This is a genomic window from Nocardiopsis coralli (genome assembly GCF_014892575.1).
GTDB lineage: Bacteria > Actinomycetota > Actinomycetes > Streptosporangiales > Streptosporangiaceae > Nocardiopsis > Nocardiopsis coralli.
In genome coordinates this window covers 356,154-371,553 of record NZ_JADBGI010000001.1, presented here as the reverse complement: position 1 = coordinate 371,553, position 15,400 = coordinate 356,154, and the positions used below count along the sequence as shown (strand labels likewise).

At 71.7% G+C, this 15,400-nt stretch carries 16 protein-coding genes; 7 read left to right on the top strand and 9 right to left on the bottom strand.

The annotated features are described in order from the left end of the window. Positions 1 to 10 precede the first annotated feature (10 nt). The gene (locus tag IDM40_RS01690; RefSeq protein ID WP_193120058.1) at positions 11 to 892 is read left to right on the top strand and encodes a LysR family transcriptional regulator; all 882 of its coding nucleotides are present in this window, start codon (positions 11 to 13) and stop codon (positions 890 to 892) included. Between the two features lie 27 nt (positions 893 to 919). Here the strand turns inward: IDM40_RS01690 and IDM40_RS01685 are convergent, their stop codons facing one another. Continuing rightward, on the bottom strand, positions 920 to 1,345 hold the full coding sequence (locus IDM40_RS01685) for a PPOX class F420-dependent oxidoreductase (protein ID WP_193120057.1): 426 nt from the start codon (positions 1,343 to 1,345) through the stop codon (positions 920 to 922). A gap of 94 nt (positions 1,346 to 1,439) precedes the next feature. Between IDM40_RS01685 and ruvC the strand changes: the two genes are divergently transcribed. Beyond that, positions 1,440 to 1,988, top strand: coding sequence for a crossover junction endodeoxyribonuclease RuvC (ruvC, locus tag IDM40_RS01680; RefSeq protein WP_193120142.1), 549 nt, complete (start codon positions 1,440 to 1,442; stop codon positions 1,986 to 1,988). Between the two features lie 253 nt (positions 1,989 to 2,241). On the opposite strand, the gene IDM40_RS27945 is transcribed toward ruvC, so the two are convergent. Genes IDM40_RS27945 through hxlB form a run of 4 tightly spaced genes read right to left on the bottom strand, consistent with a single transcriptional unit; the run spans position 2,242 to position 5,294 of the window. Then, positions 2,242 to 2,841: an HAD family hydrolase gene (locus IDM40_RS27945; protein WP_193120056.1), complete on the bottom strand. Its 600-nt coding sequence runs from the start codon at positions 2,839 to 2,841 to the stop codon at positions 2,242 to 2,244. Positions 2,842 to 2,854: 13 nt separating this feature from the next. After that, a complete protein-coding gene (locus tag IDM40_RS01670; RefSeq protein ID WP_193120055.1) occupies positions 2,855 to 3,853 on the bottom strand; it encodes a sugar phosphate isomerase/epimerase family protein in 999 nt (332 codons plus the stop codon). Next, positions 3,838 to 4,644: a triose-phosphate isomerase gene (locus IDM40_RS01665; protein WP_193120054.1), complete on the bottom strand. Its 807-nt coding sequence runs from the start codon at positions 4,642 to 4,644 to the stop codon at positions 3,838 to 3,840. The genes IDM40_RS01670 and IDM40_RS01665 overlap by 16 nt, the downstream gene beginning before the upstream one ends. 26 nt (positions 4,645 to 4,670) lie before the next feature. Continuing rightward, positions 4,671 to 5,294, bottom strand: a complete 624-nt coding sequence (gene hxlB / locus IDM40_RS01660) for a 6-phospho-3-hexuloisomerase (RefSeq protein WP_193120053.1) — start codon at positions 5,292 to 5,294, stop codon at positions 4,671 to 4,673. A gap of 408 nt (positions 5,295 to 5,702) precedes the next feature. Here hxlB and ruvA point away from each other — a divergent pair, with 408 nt between their 5' ends. The 5 genes from ruvA to IDM40_RS01635 all read left to right on the top strand — a co-directional run bounded on the left by ruvA (position 5,703) and on the right by IDM40_RS01635 (position 11,678). Next, positions 5,703 to 6,320: a Holliday junction branch migration protein RuvA gene (gene ruvA / locus IDM40_RS01655; protein ID WP_193120052.1), complete on the top strand. Its 618-nt coding sequence runs from the start codon at positions 5,703 to 5,705 to the stop codon at positions 6,318 to 6,320. Positions 6,321 to 6,354: 34 nt separating this feature from the next. Then, entirely contained in the window at positions 6,355 to 7,437 is a 1,083-nt protein-coding gene (gene ruvB / locus IDM40_RS01650) for a Holliday junction branch migration DNA helicase RuvB (protein WP_193120051.1), read from the top strand. 350 nt (positions 7,438 to 7,787) lie between these two features. Beyond that, positions 7,788 to 8,144, top strand: a complete 357-nt coding sequence (gene yajC / locus IDM40_RS01645) for a preprotein translocase subunit YajC (RefSeq protein ID WP_193120141.1) — start codon at positions 7,788 to 7,790, stop codon at positions 8,142 to 8,144. 222 nt (positions 8,145 to 8,366) lie between these two features. Then, on the top strand, positions 8,367 to 8,924 hold the full coding sequence (locus IDM40_RS01640) for an adenine phosphoribosyltransferase (RefSeq protein ID WP_193120050.1): 558 nt from the start codon (positions 8,367 to 8,369) through the stop codon (positions 8,922 to 8,924). Positions 8,925 to 9,497: 573 nt separating this feature from the next. Further along, positions 9,498 to 11,678 (top strand): RelA/SpoT family protein, encoded by a 2,181-nt coding sequence (locus IDM40_RS01635; RefSeq protein WP_193120140.1) that lies wholly within the window; start codon positions 9,498 to 9,500, stop codon positions 11,676 to 11,678. A 51-nt stretch (positions 11,679 to 11,729) separates the two neighbouring features. Here the strand turns inward: IDM40_RS01635 and IDM40_RS01630 are convergent, their stop codons facing one another. The 4 genes from IDM40_RS01630 to IDM40_RS01615 form a co-directional block, all read right to left on the bottom strand. Beyond that, positions 11,730 to 12,197 carry a nitroreductase/quinone reductase family protein gene (locus IDM40_RS01630; protein ID WP_193120049.1) on the bottom strand — a complete coding sequence of 156 codons (468 nt, stop codon included), beginning with the start codon at positions 12,195 to 12,197 and terminating at the stop codon, positions 11,730 to 11,732. A gap of 78 nt (positions 12,198 to 12,275) precedes the next feature. After that, positions 12,276 to 13,466: an acyl-CoA dehydrogenase family protein gene (locus IDM40_RS01625; protein WP_193120048.1), complete on the bottom strand. Its 1,191-nt coding sequence runs from the start codon at positions 13,464 to 13,466 to the stop codon at positions 12,276 to 12,278. Positions 13,467 to 13,548: 82 nt separating this feature from the next. Further along, entirely contained in the window at positions 13,549 to 14,799 is a 1,251-nt protein-coding gene (locus tag IDM40_RS01620) for a CaiB/BaiF CoA transferase family protein (protein WP_193120047.1), read from the bottom strand. Positions 14,800 to 14,893: 94 nt separating this feature from the next. Then, a complete protein-coding gene (locus IDM40_RS01615; RefSeq protein ID WP_193120046.1) occupies positions 14,894 to 15,268 on the bottom strand; it encodes a DUF3870 domain-containing protein in 375 nt (124 codons plus the stop codon). Positions 15,269 to 15,400: the final 132 nt, after the last annotated feature.

Here is a 15,400-nt window from a genome sequence, read left to right as displayed (position 1 = left end):
GAGCGACCGGGTGGACGTGCGGCAACTGGAGTACTTCCTCGCCGTCGTCGACCACGGCGGGGTGGGCCGTGCGGCCGCGGCCCTGCACCTGTCCCAGCCCTCGCTCTCGCAGTCGTTGCGCACACTCGAACGCGACCTGCGCAGCGACCTGTTCCACCGCATCGGTCGCCGGGTCGTGCTCACCGAGGCCGGACGCGCCCTCGTCGCGCCCGCACGCGAGGCGGTGCGCGGCCTCGACCTGGCCCGTTCGGCCGTGGAGTCGGTTCAGGGCCTGCACACCGGACGCGTGGACCTGGCGACCCTGGGGACGCAGGCCATCGAACCCCTGACCGGGCTCATCGCGGGTTTCACCGAGCGGCATCCGGGTGTCTCGGTCTCACTGAGGGGCGCGCTCACCGACCGGGACGCCGTGCAGATGGTCCGCACCGGCGCCTGCGAGCTGGGGGTCGTGGCCACCGACGGTCCGGCCGCCGAGACCGAGGTGCGGGTGCATCCGCTCACCAGGCAGGCGTTCGTGCTGCTCGCCCCGGCCGACGGGCCCTTCCCGCCCGGGGAAGCGGTGCCCGTCGCCGACCTGGCGGGGCACCGGCTCATCGTCGGACACCGGGGATCGGGGATGCGCCGCTTCGTCGACCGGCTGCTCGACCAGGGGTTGGACGCCCGCATCGCGGTGGAGACCGAGCACCGGGTCTCGCTGCTGCCGCTGGTGCTGGACGGGGCCGGGTACGCGGTGGTCACCGACGCCTGGCGGGGGCTGGCCGAACGCTCCGGGGCGCTGGCCCTGGACCTGGACCCCACCGACCACCTGCACGTGTCGCTGATCAGCCGCAAGGGTCCGCTCACCGCCGCCGCCCGCGCCTTCGTCGAGCACGCCACCGGCGCGCCCGCCTGACGGGGCGGCGGCGGACCGGGGGAGTGGTCAGGCGACCATGTCCATCTCGGCGATGACCTTGGTCGGGCGCACCCGCACCACCATCTCGCCGGGGACCCCGTTGCGCCGGCCGAACTCCTCGGCGCGGTCGCGTCCCATGTAGCGGGCGGCGATCTCGGTGGCGGTGCGCAGCAGCTCGGCCGGGTCCTCCGTCAGCTGTGCCTCACCCTGGACCTGCACGAACCCGAACGGGGGCTCCTCCAGGTCCACGGACAGGGCCAGCCGCGGGTCGCGCGCGAACGAGCGGCCCTTCGCGCTCTCCACGCCCGTGTTGAAGACCAGGTCGGGGCCGTCGAGCACGAACCAGACGGGTGCGACCAGAGGACGGCCGTCGCCGCTGGTGTAGGCGACCTTGGCGGTGCGTGTGCCGTGCTGGAGGAAGTCCCGTACGCGCGGGTCGTCGAGTGAGCTCATGGCCCCATGCTGGCGGCCTCCCGTGCCCGCGCCCGCACCGACACGCGCCGCGTTAGGGTGGCGGGCGAACAGAGGTGCGAGAAGGGTGGGGCCTGTGCGCGTGGTGGGGATCGACCCCGGACTGACCCGGTGCGGTGTCGGGGCCGTCGAGGGGGCCATCGGCCGCCCGCTGTCGCTGCTCGGCGCCGACACGGTGCGTACCGCCGCCGACCAGGACCTTCCCGACCGGCTCGTGGCGATCGAACGCGGCATCGACGCCTGGCTCGACGAACACCGACCGGACGCCGTGGCGGTCGAGCGGGTCTTCGCCCAGCACAACCTGAGCACGGTCATGGGCACCGCACAGGCCAGCGGGATCGCGCTGGTGTGCGCCGCCCGCCGCGGCCTGCCCGTGGTGCTGCACACACCCAGCGAGGCCAAGGCCGCCATCACCGGCAGCGGCCGCGCCGACAAGAAGCAGATGGGCACCATGGTGGCGCGCATCCTCCGCCTCGACGCACCGCCCAAGCCCGCCGACGCCGCGGACGCGGTCGCCCTGGCCATCTGCCACATCTGGCGGGGCGGGGCCAAGGCCCGGGTCGCCCAGGCCCAGCAGGACTTCGCGCGCAAGGTCGAGCTGGCCCGCCGGGCCCGGCGGGCCTGAACCGGCCGCTCACCCGGCCAGGGCCGTAGGAGCCTCCGGCTCCGTGCCCGGTGCCTGGGCTCATTCCGCGCGTCCGAGTGGTTCGCAGCGTCTGGGCCCGTTGAGGGCGCGCTTCGCGCGCCTGAGTTCTGGCCCGGCCCCGTTCCCGAGCCCGTGCTGTGTGTCGGCGTTCCTGTTCCTTCGCTGTGGTCGAGCCCGCGGCAAGCCGCGGAGTACTGCTCCGAGCGCCCCGCGGCGCCGCGGGGCGCGCCGCTCACCCTGCCAGGACCGGGTCCAGGTCCGACCGGAGGGCGTCGGCGTCCTCGAACCGGTGCCCCCGCAGCCCCAACGCACGGGCCGCATCCACGTTGGAGCCCCGGTCGTCGATGAACCAGGTCCCCTCCGCCGGAGCGCCCAGGTCGGCCAGGACCTGCTCGAAGGCGTTCGGGTCGGGTTTGCACACCCCCAGGTCGCAGCTGAAGTACAGGGACTCGAACGGCGCCAGGGCGGGCGACCGCCGCAACAGCTCGGCCAGGTCGGCCGGTGCGTCCGACAACAGAGCCAGGCGCACGCCCCGGTCGGCGAGCTCCTGCACCACCCGCAACGTCTCGGGCAGGGGACGCAGGCAGCCCGCCATGTCGGTGGCCCACAGTTGGTGCCGCGTGGCGTCGTCCCAACCGGCCCCCAGCTCCTCGGAGACCGCCGACCAGAACTCATCGGCGCTCCCGCCCAGGTTGTACGCCCACCGGTGGCGCCACCAGGCGTGCCAGAACCGCTCCTCCCCGACCTCCGCGAGGTCGAGGAACCGGTCGGCCACGTCCGGCGCCCGCGTGTGGGCGAGGACCTCGGCGTAGTCGAAGATCACCGTGTGCACGTGGGTTCCCCTCTCAGGTCGCGAACGCAGCGTCGAACGAGGTCTGCGCCGGGGTGATCCGCGTCAGCTCGCGCACCCGCCACAGGGCGTCGGGCGCACCCACCATGCGGTCCATCCCGCTGTCCTCCCACTCCACCGAGTAGGGCCCCTGGTATCCGATCGCGTTCAGGGACCGCACGAGCCCTTCGAAGTCGACCTCCCCGTGGCCCACCGACACGAAGTCCCAGCCCCGGCGCGGGTCCCCGAAGGGCAGGTGCGACCCGATGATCCCGTTGCGCCCGTCCAGGTTGCGGCGCACGTCCTTCAGGTCGACGTGGAAGAGGCGCTCGTGGAAGTGGCGTGCGAAGGCGGCCGGGTCCACGCCCTGCCACACGAAGTGGCTCGGGTCCAGGTTGAGCCCGAAGGAGGCACGGTGCCCGATCGCGTCCAGCGTGCGCTCCGTGGTCCAGTGGTCGTAGGCCACCTCGGTCGGGTGGACCTCCAGGGCGAAGCGCACCCCGGTCTCCTCGAACTCGTCGAGGACCGGGTGCCAGCGGCGTGCGAACCCCTCGTAGCCCTCGTCGATCTCGGCCTGGCTCAGCGGCGGGAAGAGCATGAACGCGTGCCACACGGGCGATCCCGTGAACCCCACGACGGTGCCCGCCCCGAGCCCGGCCGCCGCCCGGGCGCTCAGGCCCACTGCGTGCGCGGCGCGCGTGCGTACGCCGTCGGGGTCCCCGTCGCCCCACACCCGGTCGGGGAGGATCGCCCTGTGCCGGGGTTCGACGGGGTCGCAGACCGCCTGGCCGAGCATGTGCGCGGAGACCGCGTACACCCGCAGTCCGTGGAACTCCAGCAGCGCCCGGACCTCCTCCGCATAACCCGGTTCCTCCGCGTACCGGAACACGTCCAGGTGGTTGGGGTGGCAGGCCAGTTCCAGGCCGTCGAACCCCCACTCCGAGGCCAGAGCGCACATCCGCGGCAGTTCCAGGTCGGTCCACTGCACCGTCGCCAACGTCACGGGGCGTCCCATGCCGCCTCCTTCCCGTGCCACGCCTCGAGCACTTCGCGCAGCACCTTCGAGCGTTCGTCCCGGGTGTGGGCGCTGCGGCCCAGCCCCACCCCGTCCAGGGGGCCGGCGGCCATCAGGTCGCCGACCGTTCCGGGGGCCACCGCCCCGGCGTACATGAGCCGCCCGGGCCCGCTCCGGGCGTGCAACGCGTCGGCCAGGCCCTCGGCGACGGCCCCCACGTGGTCGGGGGACGCCGGTTCCGGGGCACCGACCGTCCACGCGGGTTCGTACATCACCACCAGCGGGGCGTCGTCCGGGCACACGTCGAGCACGGCGTCGAGCTGGGCGCGGGTGTGCACGGCCGCCCGTGGCGCGGGCATGTACCTGTCCTCGCCGACGCAGAGGACCGGTACCAGCCCTGACAGGGCGCAGGCGCGCGCCTTGGCCGAGACCGCCCCGTCGTCCTCGCCGAGTCCCCTGCGTTCGGGGTGGCCCACCATGGCGTAGGCGCAGCCGATCTCGCCGAGCAGGGACGGGGCGATCTCACCAGTGGGCGCCGTCTCGTCCCACCAGCAGTCCTGGGCGCCCACGGTGACCCCGGTCCCGGCCAGCGCATCGTGTGCGGGTGCAAGGAGCGGGGCGGGCAGGAGCATGAAGAACCCGGCGTCGGACAACAGCCCGGGGTCGAGGGCGGACGCGGCCTTCCATCCCGCGAGGTCGGCCAGGCCCACGAGCGATTTGGTGTTGGTGCCCGTGATCGGGGCGGGAAGCGGGTCCCGCGGCCGACCCGGGAACGGAACACGTGCGGACATGTCCGGTCTCCTTGTCCCGAGATTCTCTATTCGAGGTTCGTGTGGCGCCGTACCATTTCTTCCTTCGTCGCATATCCGAGGGATTCGAGAGCGATCACCGAGCAGTCGAAGAACAGATATGCGCTCTGTTCGAACAGCGTCCCGACGAACTGCTCGGAAGAACGCGGAGCACGGTCGGCCCCGTATTCGGTCAGGTCGACCACAAAATCGCTCAGGCCGGCCAACTCGGAACCGGGGTTGCCGGTCACCGTGACCACGCGGCAGTCGGAGTCCGCCCCGTTGCGCGCCATGCGCACGACACCGGGGGTGGCGCCCGACCCGCTGCACGCAAGCACGAGATCGCCGGGCCCGACCGCGGGTGCGGTCACGTCCTGGGCCACGTGGGCGTCGAAGCCCATGTGCATCAGACGCATGGCGAAGGCCTCCACCGACAACCGCGAGCGTCCGGCGGCCAGGACGGAGATCCGGCGCGCGGCCAGGACCTCGCGGACGAACCGGGCCGCCTCCTCCGGGTCGACCTGCCCCAGCGTGCTGTCGATCTCGCCGACGACCCGCGTCCGCGCCGTGGTGAAGGCACGCGCGCACCGGTCCGGGTTGTACTGGGGCGGTGGTCCGCTCCGCCGGTCGTGCGTCGAGGTCTGTTCGATCATGGGTGGCCTCCGGTCGATTGCACAGACAACGAAGAATGCATGCAAGAACTGCGCTCGAAGCACAAGGGAAAAGAATGGACGGGGAATCGGATTTCCCCCACGGAGTCTATGGCCGTTCCCCGGCCATTGTGGTCAATGGTGATTAATCAAATGTGATACATTCATTGCGGCGGAGCGGGGTCGGTCCGCCCCGCGCGGGCCCCGGCAACGTGTCCCCGGCCGCCGCGCCGTGTGCCGCGATCCGCGTCCGCCCGCGGACGGTTAGCATGGTGCGAACGGACGTTCGAAACCGCGCGGCGCAGCACGACCCCCGACCCCGGCAACGCGCCGTGCTCCCCAGAAGGCCGTGCCTGCAGGAAGACCGTGCTCCCAGGAAGGAGAGGGGCGCCCCCGGGTGTCCCGCAGCAGATGATCGCGTTCCTCACCGGCCGGGTGGCCGCACGCGGCGCGGGCAGCGCCGTTATCGACGTCGGCGGGGTCGGCATGTCCGTCCACTGCTCGCCCGCGGCCCTGTCCGGGCTCCGCGTGGGCGAGGAGGGCACCGTCTCCACCAGCCTCGTGGTCCGCGAGGACTCCATGACGCTGTTCGGGTTCGCCGACGACGACGAACGGCACATGTTCGAGCAGCTCCAGACCGCTTCCGGCGTCGGCCCGCGCCTGGCCATGTCCATGCTCGCCGCGCACAGCCCCGACGGGCTGCGCCAGGCCGTGGCCACCGAGGACACCGCCGCGCTCACCAGGGTCCCCGGCATCGGCAAGAAGGGCGCCCAGCGCATCGTGCTCGAGCTCGCGGGCAAGCTGGAGTCGCCCGTGCTCACCGACGGGACCCTGCCCGGTGCCGAGCCGGCCGGGGCCTCCACCCCCGACGGCGCCTGGCGCGGGCAGGTCGTCACCGGCCTGGTCAACCTGGGATGGTCGGCCAAGGACGCCGAACAGGCCGCCACCGCCGTGTCCGCCGAGGCCGAGGAGACCACCGACGTGACCGTCCTGCTGCGCAGCGCCCTGCGCAAGCTCAGCCGCGCCTGAGCCCGCGGCCCCCGGAACCAGGAGGAAGCACGCCATGTACGAGCCCGACCCGGGTTCCCACGAGCGCGACGCGGTCTCGCCCGAGGCCGGCACGGAGGAGCAGCAGGCCGAGCGTGCCCTGCGCCCCCGCACGCTCGACGACTTCGTCGGCCAGGAACGGGTGCGCGAACAGCTCTCCCTCGTCCTGCACAGCGCACAGCGCCGTGGCAGCGCCCCCGACCACGTGCTCATGTCGGGCCCGCCCGGGCTCGGCAAGACCACCCTGGCCATGATCATCGCCGGCGAACTGAACGCGCCGCTGCGCATCACCTCCGGCCCGGCCATCGAACGCTCCGGCGACCTGGCCGCGGTGCTCTCCACCCTCCAGGAGGGCGAGGTGCTGTTCCTGGACGAGATCCACCGCATGGCCCGTCCCGCCGAGGAGATGCTGTACGTGGCCATGGAGGACTTCCGCGTCGACGTCATGGTCGGCAAGGGCCCCGGCGCCACCGCGATCCCGCTCGACATCGCCCCGTTCACCCTGGTCGGCGCCACCACCCGGGCGGGCCTGCTGCCGGCCCCGCTGCGCGACCGCTTCGGGTTCACCGCGCAGATGGACTTCTACGACCCCGAGGAGCTCGAGCGCATCCTGCACCGCTCCTCCGGTCTGCTCGACGCACCCATGGACGCCGAGGCCGGCGCCGAGATCGCCCGGCGCTCGCGCGGTACCCCCCGTATCGCCAACCGCCTCCTGCGCCGCGTGCGCGACTACGCCGAGGTCCGCGGCGACGGGACCCTGACCCTCGACACCGCCCGCGCGGCCCTGGACCTGTACGAGGTCGACGCCTCCGGGCTGGACCGCCTGGACCGCGCGATCCTCGACTCCCTCATGACCAAGTTCCGCGGTGGCCCGGTGGGGCTGTCCACGCTCGCGGTCGCGGTGGGGGAGGAGTCCGAGACGGTGGAGGCCGTGGCCGAGCCGTTCCTGGTCAGGTCCGGTTTCCTGGCCCGTACCCCGCGCGGGCGGGTGGCCACGCCCCTGGCCTGGAACCACATGGGGCTGACCCCGCCTCCGGACGCCGCCTTCGGTGCCGGGGTAGAGGCCGACACAGGGACCGGGGCCTCGGTCACCCCCTGAAGGGGCCCGCTCACCGTCCGGTCGCAGGTACTGACAGATGCCACCGATCCGGGCACAATGAGACGGACGCGGGTGGGTCGGTACCGAATCGTTGACCACTCGGGCCACCGCCGCGGAGCGCAGGTCGCGGTCGCCGCCTAAGCTGGTGCGAACGCGAACAGCGGGGGCGAGTCCTCGCCTTCGGTGCTCTTCGACACCCGTTGGAACGCCGACGCGTCCTCGCGCGTTGTAGATGCTGGGCGCAGTGCCGGGTCCCGTCCCGACCCGCCCGGTGGACCATGGTCGAAGCGGTGTCCAACCCACCGTCGGCCAAGAGCAGACTTCAGGAAGGACGCCCCGTGCAGGAGGGCATGTACATTCTCGCCGACGCCGCCCCCGAAGGCGGCAGCCTGATGAGCACCTTCATCATGTTCGGCCTCATCCTTCTGGTCTTCTGGCTGCTGTTCTGGCGCCCGAACCAGAAGCGCCGGCAGGAAGAGCAGCAGATGCAGAGCTCCCTCGGCCCCGGCACCGAGGTCATGACCAAGGCCGGTATCTTCGGCACCGTCGTGGAGGTCCACGACGAGGACATTCTTCTGGAGATCGCCCCCGGCACCCGTATCCGGATGCTCAAGGCCGGCATCGCCCAGATCAACAGTCCTCAGGTGGACGACACCCCGGTGGAGGACCGCCCCGACTTCGGCGACGACGACAAGCCCAAGGGCTAGGACCCGCCCGGCGGACACGTTCCGCCGCCGGTCCACGCCCTCGGCGGGTTCCCGCGTCGGCGCCGGGCCGACCTGTGTCCGATCCCCCTTCCCGGGACCCGTCTCCACGGCACTCGACCCCTGTGGCCCGCCGGCTGCAGGGGGCGTCCACGTCTCACGGCACCGGCCCCGACGACCCGGGGCCGGTGCCGCCATGTTCTCCAGCAGAAGGCACCACCGTCCATGTCGCACGAGACCACCACCGGCGCCGAGCGCTCGGCCGTGACCGAGCAGCTCCTCTCGCGTATCCGGGACATCCCGGATCACCCCGAGCCCGGGATCCTGTTCAAGGACATCACCCCGCTCCTCAACGACGCCTCCGCACTGCGCGCGGGTGTCGAGGCACTGGCCGACCCCTACCGCGAGCTGGGCGTCGACCACGTCGTGGGGCTGGAGGCGCGCGGGTTCATCCTCGGGGCGCCGGTCGCCCTCGAGCTCGGTGCGGGCTTCGTGCCGGCACGCAAAGCCGGGAAACTGCCTGCGGCGACCATCGAGCAGTCCTATGATCTTGAGTACGGCACCGCGGCCGTCGAGATCCACTCCGACGCCATCGCCCCGGGCAGCCGTGTGCTCATCGTCGACGACGTCCTCGCCACCGGCGGGACCGGCAGGGCCGCGGTGGACCTGGTGCATAGGGCGGGTGGTACGGTCGTGGGATTCTCCGTCCTGATGGAGCTCGGAGCGCTCCGCGGGCGCGAGAAGATGCCCGACGTGGAGCCCCACGTTCTCCTCTCGGTCTGACCCGGCGCGCGTCGGCGATCGGCACCTGCCCGGGAATGCGCCGGGGTCCGTCACCGTTGACGAGTGCCAGTACCCGACGTCACCAGCAGTGTGATCACCCTCACTCGAAGTGGTCGCACGGGGGTCGGCACCGGACCCACTCGGGTGGCCTCCCGCAGCGACGGCCGAGGTCCCTAGACTGGGTGGGGAGACACCGTGGCGGTCACGTCAGCGACTGGCCCTGATGACACGCACGTGCACCGGGGGAGCCGGCGGGACACCTCTCCGCGCTCCGACCGGGCGGATCCGCGGGAGGTAGGCATGCCGAGCGAAGTGGTCTCGACCGGGGCGGTATCCGCGAGCCAGCAGCAGGGCGACCAGGCAGCACCCGGCCACCAGGACCGCTCCGAACGGTCCCATGCGCCGACCACCGACCAACAGCAGAGCCCGGAGGGCGCCGCGAACGATGCGGCGCCCTCCGGTGCATCCGGCACGGAGCACGGGGCGACCCCACAGGCTCCGCCGGCCACGACGCCCTCGACCGTGCGGGTCCGCAGGAAACTCGCACGGCTCGGCGCACAGCGGGGAGTGACGATGAACCCGGTGCTCGAACCACTGATCAAGACCGTGCGGGCGACCCACCCCAAAGTGGACGTACGGCTGATCGAGCGCGCCTACGAGGTCGCGGCGTACTACCACCGCCACCAGCAGCGCAAGAGCGGTGACCCCTACATCACCCATCCGCTCGCCGTCGCCACGATCCTCGCCGAGCTCGGCATGCAGGAGGCCACCCTGGCCGCCGCCCTGCTGCACGACACGGTCGAGGACACCGAGTACTCCCTCGACGAGCTCCGGTCCGACTTCGGTGACGAGATCGCCGAGCTCGTGGACGGCGTGACCAAGCTCGACAAGGTCAAGTACGGCGAGGCCACCCAGGCCGAGACGGTGCGCAAGATGGTCGTGGCCATGGCCCGCGACATCCGGGTGCTGGTCATCAAACTGTGCGACCGCCTGCACAACATGCGCACCCTGCGCTACCTGCCGAAGAAGGCCAAACGCGAGAAGAAGGCCCGCGAGACCCTCGAGATCTTCGCCCCGCTGGCCCACCGGCTGGGCATGAACACCATCAAGTGGGAGCTGGAGGACCTGGCCTTCGCCACCCTCTACCCCAAGCGCTTCGACGAGATCGCGCGCCTGGTCTCCGAACGCGCCCCCCGCCGCGACGTGTACCTCCAGGAGGTCATCGAGGCGGTCTCGGCCGACCTGCGCGAGTCCAAGCTCAAGGCCACCGTGCGCGGGCGCCCCAAGCACTACTACTCGATCTACCAGAAGATGATCGCCCGCAACGTGGGCTTCGACGACATCTACGACCTCATCGCCGTGCGGGTCCTGGTGGACAGCGTCCGCGACTGCTACGCGGCCCTGGGGACCATCCACGCGAGGTGGAACCCCGTGCCCGGGCGGTTCAAGGACTACATCGCGATGCCGAAGTTCAACATGTACCAGTCGTTGCACACGACGGTCATCGGTCCTTCCGGCAACCCGGTCGAGCTCCAGATCCGTACCCGAGCCATGCACCGCCGCGCCGAGTACGGCATCGCCGCGCACTGGAAGTACAAGGAGGACCGCGGCTCCGGCGGCGAGCCCAAGGCCAAGGGCACCACCGACATGCAGTGGCTGCGCCAGCTCATCGACTGGCAGCAGGAGACCAAGGACCCGGGCGAGTTCCTGGAGTCGCTGCGCTTCGACCTGTCGGTGCAGGAGGTCTTCGTCTTCACCCCGCAGGGCGACGTCATCTCCCTGCCCCAGGGCGCCACCGCCGTCGACTTCGCCTACGCCGTGCACACCGAGGTCGGCCACCGCACCGTCGGCGCCCGCATCAACGGCCGCCTCGTGCCGCTGGAGAACGAGCTCCACAACGGCGAGACCGTCGAGATCCTCACCTCGAAGGACCCCAGCTCCGGGCCCAGCCGCGACTGGCTCAACTTCGTCAAGAGCGCCCGAGCCCGCAACAAGATCCGGCACTGGTTCACCAAGGAACGCCGTGAGGCCGCGATCGAGCAGGGCAAGGACGAGATCGCCAAGGTCATGCGCAAGCAGGAGCTTCCCGTCAAGCGCCTGTTCAGCGGAGAGGCCATCATCGCGCTGGCGAGCGACCTGCGCTACCAGGACGTGGACTCCCTCTACGCTGCCGTCGGCGAGCGCCAGGTCAGCGCCCAGAGCGTGGTCTCCAAGCTCGTCGACGCCATGGGCGGTCTGGACAGCCACGAGGAGGACATCGCCGAACAGGCCCTGCCCTCCCAGGCCGCGCGGGTGCCGCAGAGCCGCACCGGCAACCCGGGCGTGGTCGTCCAGGGCGACGCCGACGTGTGGGCGCGCCTGTCCAAGTGTTGTACGCCCGTGCCCGGTGACGAGATCGTCGGGTTCGTGACCCGCGGCAGCGGCGTCTCGGTGCACCGCACCGACTGCGCCAACGCCAAGACGCTCGAGGACGACCGCAAGGTCGACGTGCAGTGGTCGCCCACCGAGGACTCCATGTTCCTCGTGGCCCTGCACGTGGAGGCCCTGGACCGCTCCCGCCTGCTGTCCGACATCACCCGGGTGCTCTCGGACCAGCACGTGAACATCCTGTCGGCGACCGTGCAGACCAGCCGCGACCGGGTCGCCCAGAGCCGCTTCACCTTCGAGATGGCCGACCCCGCACACCTGGGCAGTGTCCTGCGTTCGGTGCGCGGGGTCGACGGCGTCTACGACGTCTACCGCGTGCGCAACTAGCAGCCTCCGCCCCGCGGCCGCACGGCCGCGGGCGGGCCGCCGCCGCGCCGGTCAGATGCGGATGCTCGTGGACCGCACGACCCGGAAGACGGGGTGGCGCTCGGCCTCGGCCCCGAAGGCCTCCACCGGGGATTCGGGGGAGGCGTCGAAGAAGGGGGCCACGACCACCGATCGCGGGTGGTCCAGGTACTCCTTGAGCAGCGGTGCCGCCAGTCGGGGCTCTACCTCGCGCACGCTGACCAGCTCGATCCAGCCGCCCCGACGCAGGGTCGCGAACCCGTCCTTGCGCAGGTTGCGGACCCAGTCGGTCTCACCGTAGGGCGAGACCAGGAAGCGGCCCTGCTCGCTGTCCAGCACGCTGAGCGGGACGCTGCGCAGGAAACCCGACCTGCGCCCGCGCGTGGTGAGCAGGTGCAGCTCGTCCGGGCCCACGCCGTACTTGACGAAGCCGCTGACGGCCGCGTTGGCGGTCCGCCGCAGCCGTGTCATCTCGAACCGCTTCGTCGGCTCGTTCCCCATGTCGGCAACTCCCTCGGTCGGATGCCTCCCATTGTGGTGGGTGCCGCCGCGCGGCGGCACCCGAGGGGGCCGCCCGCTTCACCGGAAGGCGGAGATCCCCGTCACGGCCTGGCCCAGGCTGAGGGCGTGGATGTCCTCGGTGCCCTCGTAGGTGGCCACCGTCTCCAGGTTCACCATGTGCCGCATGACCGGGTACTCCAGCGTGATGCCGTTGGCCCCGTGCAGGCCGCGCGCGCTGCTCGCCACCCGCTGCGCGGCGGCCACGTTCGCGAACTTGCCGAAGCTCACGTGGTTGTGGTGGGCGCGCCCCTCGTCCTTGAGCCTGCCCAACCGCAGCGACGTCATCGCGGCGTGGTTGACGTCCACGACCATGTCGGCGAGCTTGCGCTGGGTGAGCTGGAACCCGCCCAGCGGCTTGCCGAACTGCTCGCGGGTCAGCGAGTACTCCAGGGCCGCCTCGTAGCAGGCCCGGGCCGCACCCGCCGCGCCCCAGACGATGCCGTAGCGGGCCTCGTTGAGGCAGGACAGCGGCGAACCCAGCCCGCGGGACTCGGGAAGCAGGGCGTCGGCGGGCAGGCGCACGTCCTCCAGCACGAGCTCGGAGGTGATCGACGCACGCAGGGACAGCTTCTTGTGGATGACGTTGGCGCTGAAACCGGGGGTGTCGGTGGGCACGACGAAGCCGCGCACACCGTCGTCGGTGCCGGCCCAGACCACGGCCACGTCCGCCACCGAACCGTTGGTGATCCACATCTTGGTGCCGTTGAGGACCCAGTCGGAGCCGTCCTTGCGCGCCCGCGTGCGCATCGAACCCGGGTCGGAACCGGAGTCCGGCTCGGTCAGGCCGAAGCAGCCGATCGCCTCGCCCGCGGCCATACGCGGCAGCCAGGTGTTCTTGTGCTCCTCGGACCCGAACTTGTGGATCGCGGCCATGGCGAGCGACCCCTGCACCGACACGAAGCTGCGCAGACCGGAGTCGACGGCCTCCAGCTCGCGGCAGGCCAGGCCGTAGGCGACCGCGCTGGAACCGCCGCAGCCGTAACCCTCCAGGTGCATGCCCAGCACACCGAGGTCGCCGAAGGCCTTGGCCAGGCCGCGGGGGTCGGGGATGGTCCCGGCCTCGAACCAGTCGGCCACGTGCGGGGTGAGCTCCTTGCGGGAGAAGTCGCGCACGGCGTCGCGCACGTCGCGTTCGGTCTCGTCGAGCCCGCCGTCCACGTCGAGGAAGTCGTGCGGGTCCGGGGCTGCGGGCTTGCGGTTCTGACTCATGTGCGGGGTCCCTTCGTGGTGGTTCGGGCGGTGTGTGGTGGAGCGTGCAGTACGTGGAGGGCCGGTGCGGCCCTCGGGGCCGTCAGGGAAGGTCGGGTTGTTGCGCGGCGCCGCGCTCGACCATCGCCTCCACCTGCTCCCCGGTCAGGCCCAGTTCGGCGAGCACGGCGGCCGAGTGCTGGCCCAGCAGCGGGGGTGCGGTCAGCGGGGGAGGCGAGTTCTCCAGGCGGAAACCGGCCCGGACCTGTTCGATCAGCCCCGCGGTGGGGTGCTCGACCGTCCGGAGCACGTCGTCGCCGTTGGCCTGGCCGGTGCGCAGGGCGTCCAGCACCCCGCGCACACGCCCGACCGGAACGCCCGCCTCGACCAGGACGTCCATCCAGTGGTCGGCGGGCCGTTCGCGCAGGGTCGCCGACAGCTCCGACACGAGCTCCTCGCGGTGGGCGACGCGTCCGGGGTTGGTCGCGTAGCGCTCGTCCCCGGCCAGGTCGGGGCGGTCCAGGGCCGTGCACAGGCGCTGGTAGAGGGCGTCGTTCCCGGCGGCCACGACGATCTCGGAGTCCGCGGTGGGGAAGGTCTGGTACGGCACGATCGTGGTGTGGGCGTTGCCGACCCGGCGGGGTTCCTCGCCGGTGACCAGGGCCTGCTGGGTGAGGTTGACCAGGCCGGACAGCGTCGAGTTGACGAGGGAGGCGCTGATGTTCTCCCCCTGTCCGGTGACGCGGGCCCGCATGAGCGCGCCCAGGATCCCCACGGCCGCGTTGAGCCCGGTCAGCACGTCGGTCAGGGCCACACCCACCTTGCTCGCCGGCCCCTCCGCGGGTCCGGTGGTGGCCATGAGCCCGCTCTCGGCCTGCACGACGATGTCGAAACCGGGGCGGGTGTTCGGCTCGTGCTCGGGGCCGAACCCGCTCACCGAGCAGTACACGACGGCGGGGTTGGCGCCGGCGACCTTCTCGTAACCCAGGCCCAGGCGGTCGGCCACACCCGGTCGGAAGTTCTGGATGACCACGTCCGAGCGCGAGCACAGTTCCTGGACCGCGGCGAGGCCCTCGGGGTCCTTGAGGTCCACGGCCAGGCTGCGCTTGTTGCGGTTCACGGACAGGAAGTAGGCGGCCTCGCCGGGGGTGTCCTCGTCCCCGCCGGCGTGGGGCGGGCCCCAGGAGCGGGTGTCGTCTCCGCGTCCGGGCTGCTCGACCTTGACGACCTCGGCGCCCATGTCGGCCAGGAGCATCGTCGCGTAGGGGCCGGCCAGCACACGGGACAGGTCGGCGATCCGCACGCCCTCCAGGGGCAGCGGGGCCGGGCGTGCGGCGGGGTCGGGTGTGCTCACCGGGTCACCCCCGGGGCGGGGAGAGGGTTGCGGGCTCGCATGGGTTCCTTCCTTCGGCGGGCAGGTGTTCCCCGGAAATCGGGGACGGCGGTGCTCAGGCGTTGCCGTCGGGAAGCTGGTGCTCGTTCTTGAGCTGGGAGTAGGTCTCCAGGCAGCGGCGCAGGGCCGTGGTGAGAGCGGCGCCCGACTGGCCGGCGTAACGCGTCTGCACGCGGTGGATGAGCTCGGCGATGTCGTCGGTGACCGAAGCGCCCTCGACCAGGGCGCGGAAGAAGTCCTTGGCCAGGTCGGTCAGCAGCGTGGTGTCCGCGGCGACGATGCGGCCGTCGGCGGAGTCCACGGCGAGGATGACGCCGAGGCGCTGGTACTGGGAATGGCTCGCCACCGAGTCGGGGAGCCGGGCATAACCCGACACCAGGACCACACGCGGGTTGCGGAAGATCTGCTGGATACGGTCGTCGCCGTACAACACGGTCACCTCTCGTTCGCGGGCACACGAAAACTCCGTCGCGCTGGAGTCTCGCGTCTGGAGGACGGCCGGGGGAACCGGGCGCCCGCGACGTGAGGGCAGGCAGTGGGATCAGTATGGCGCAGCGGCGGT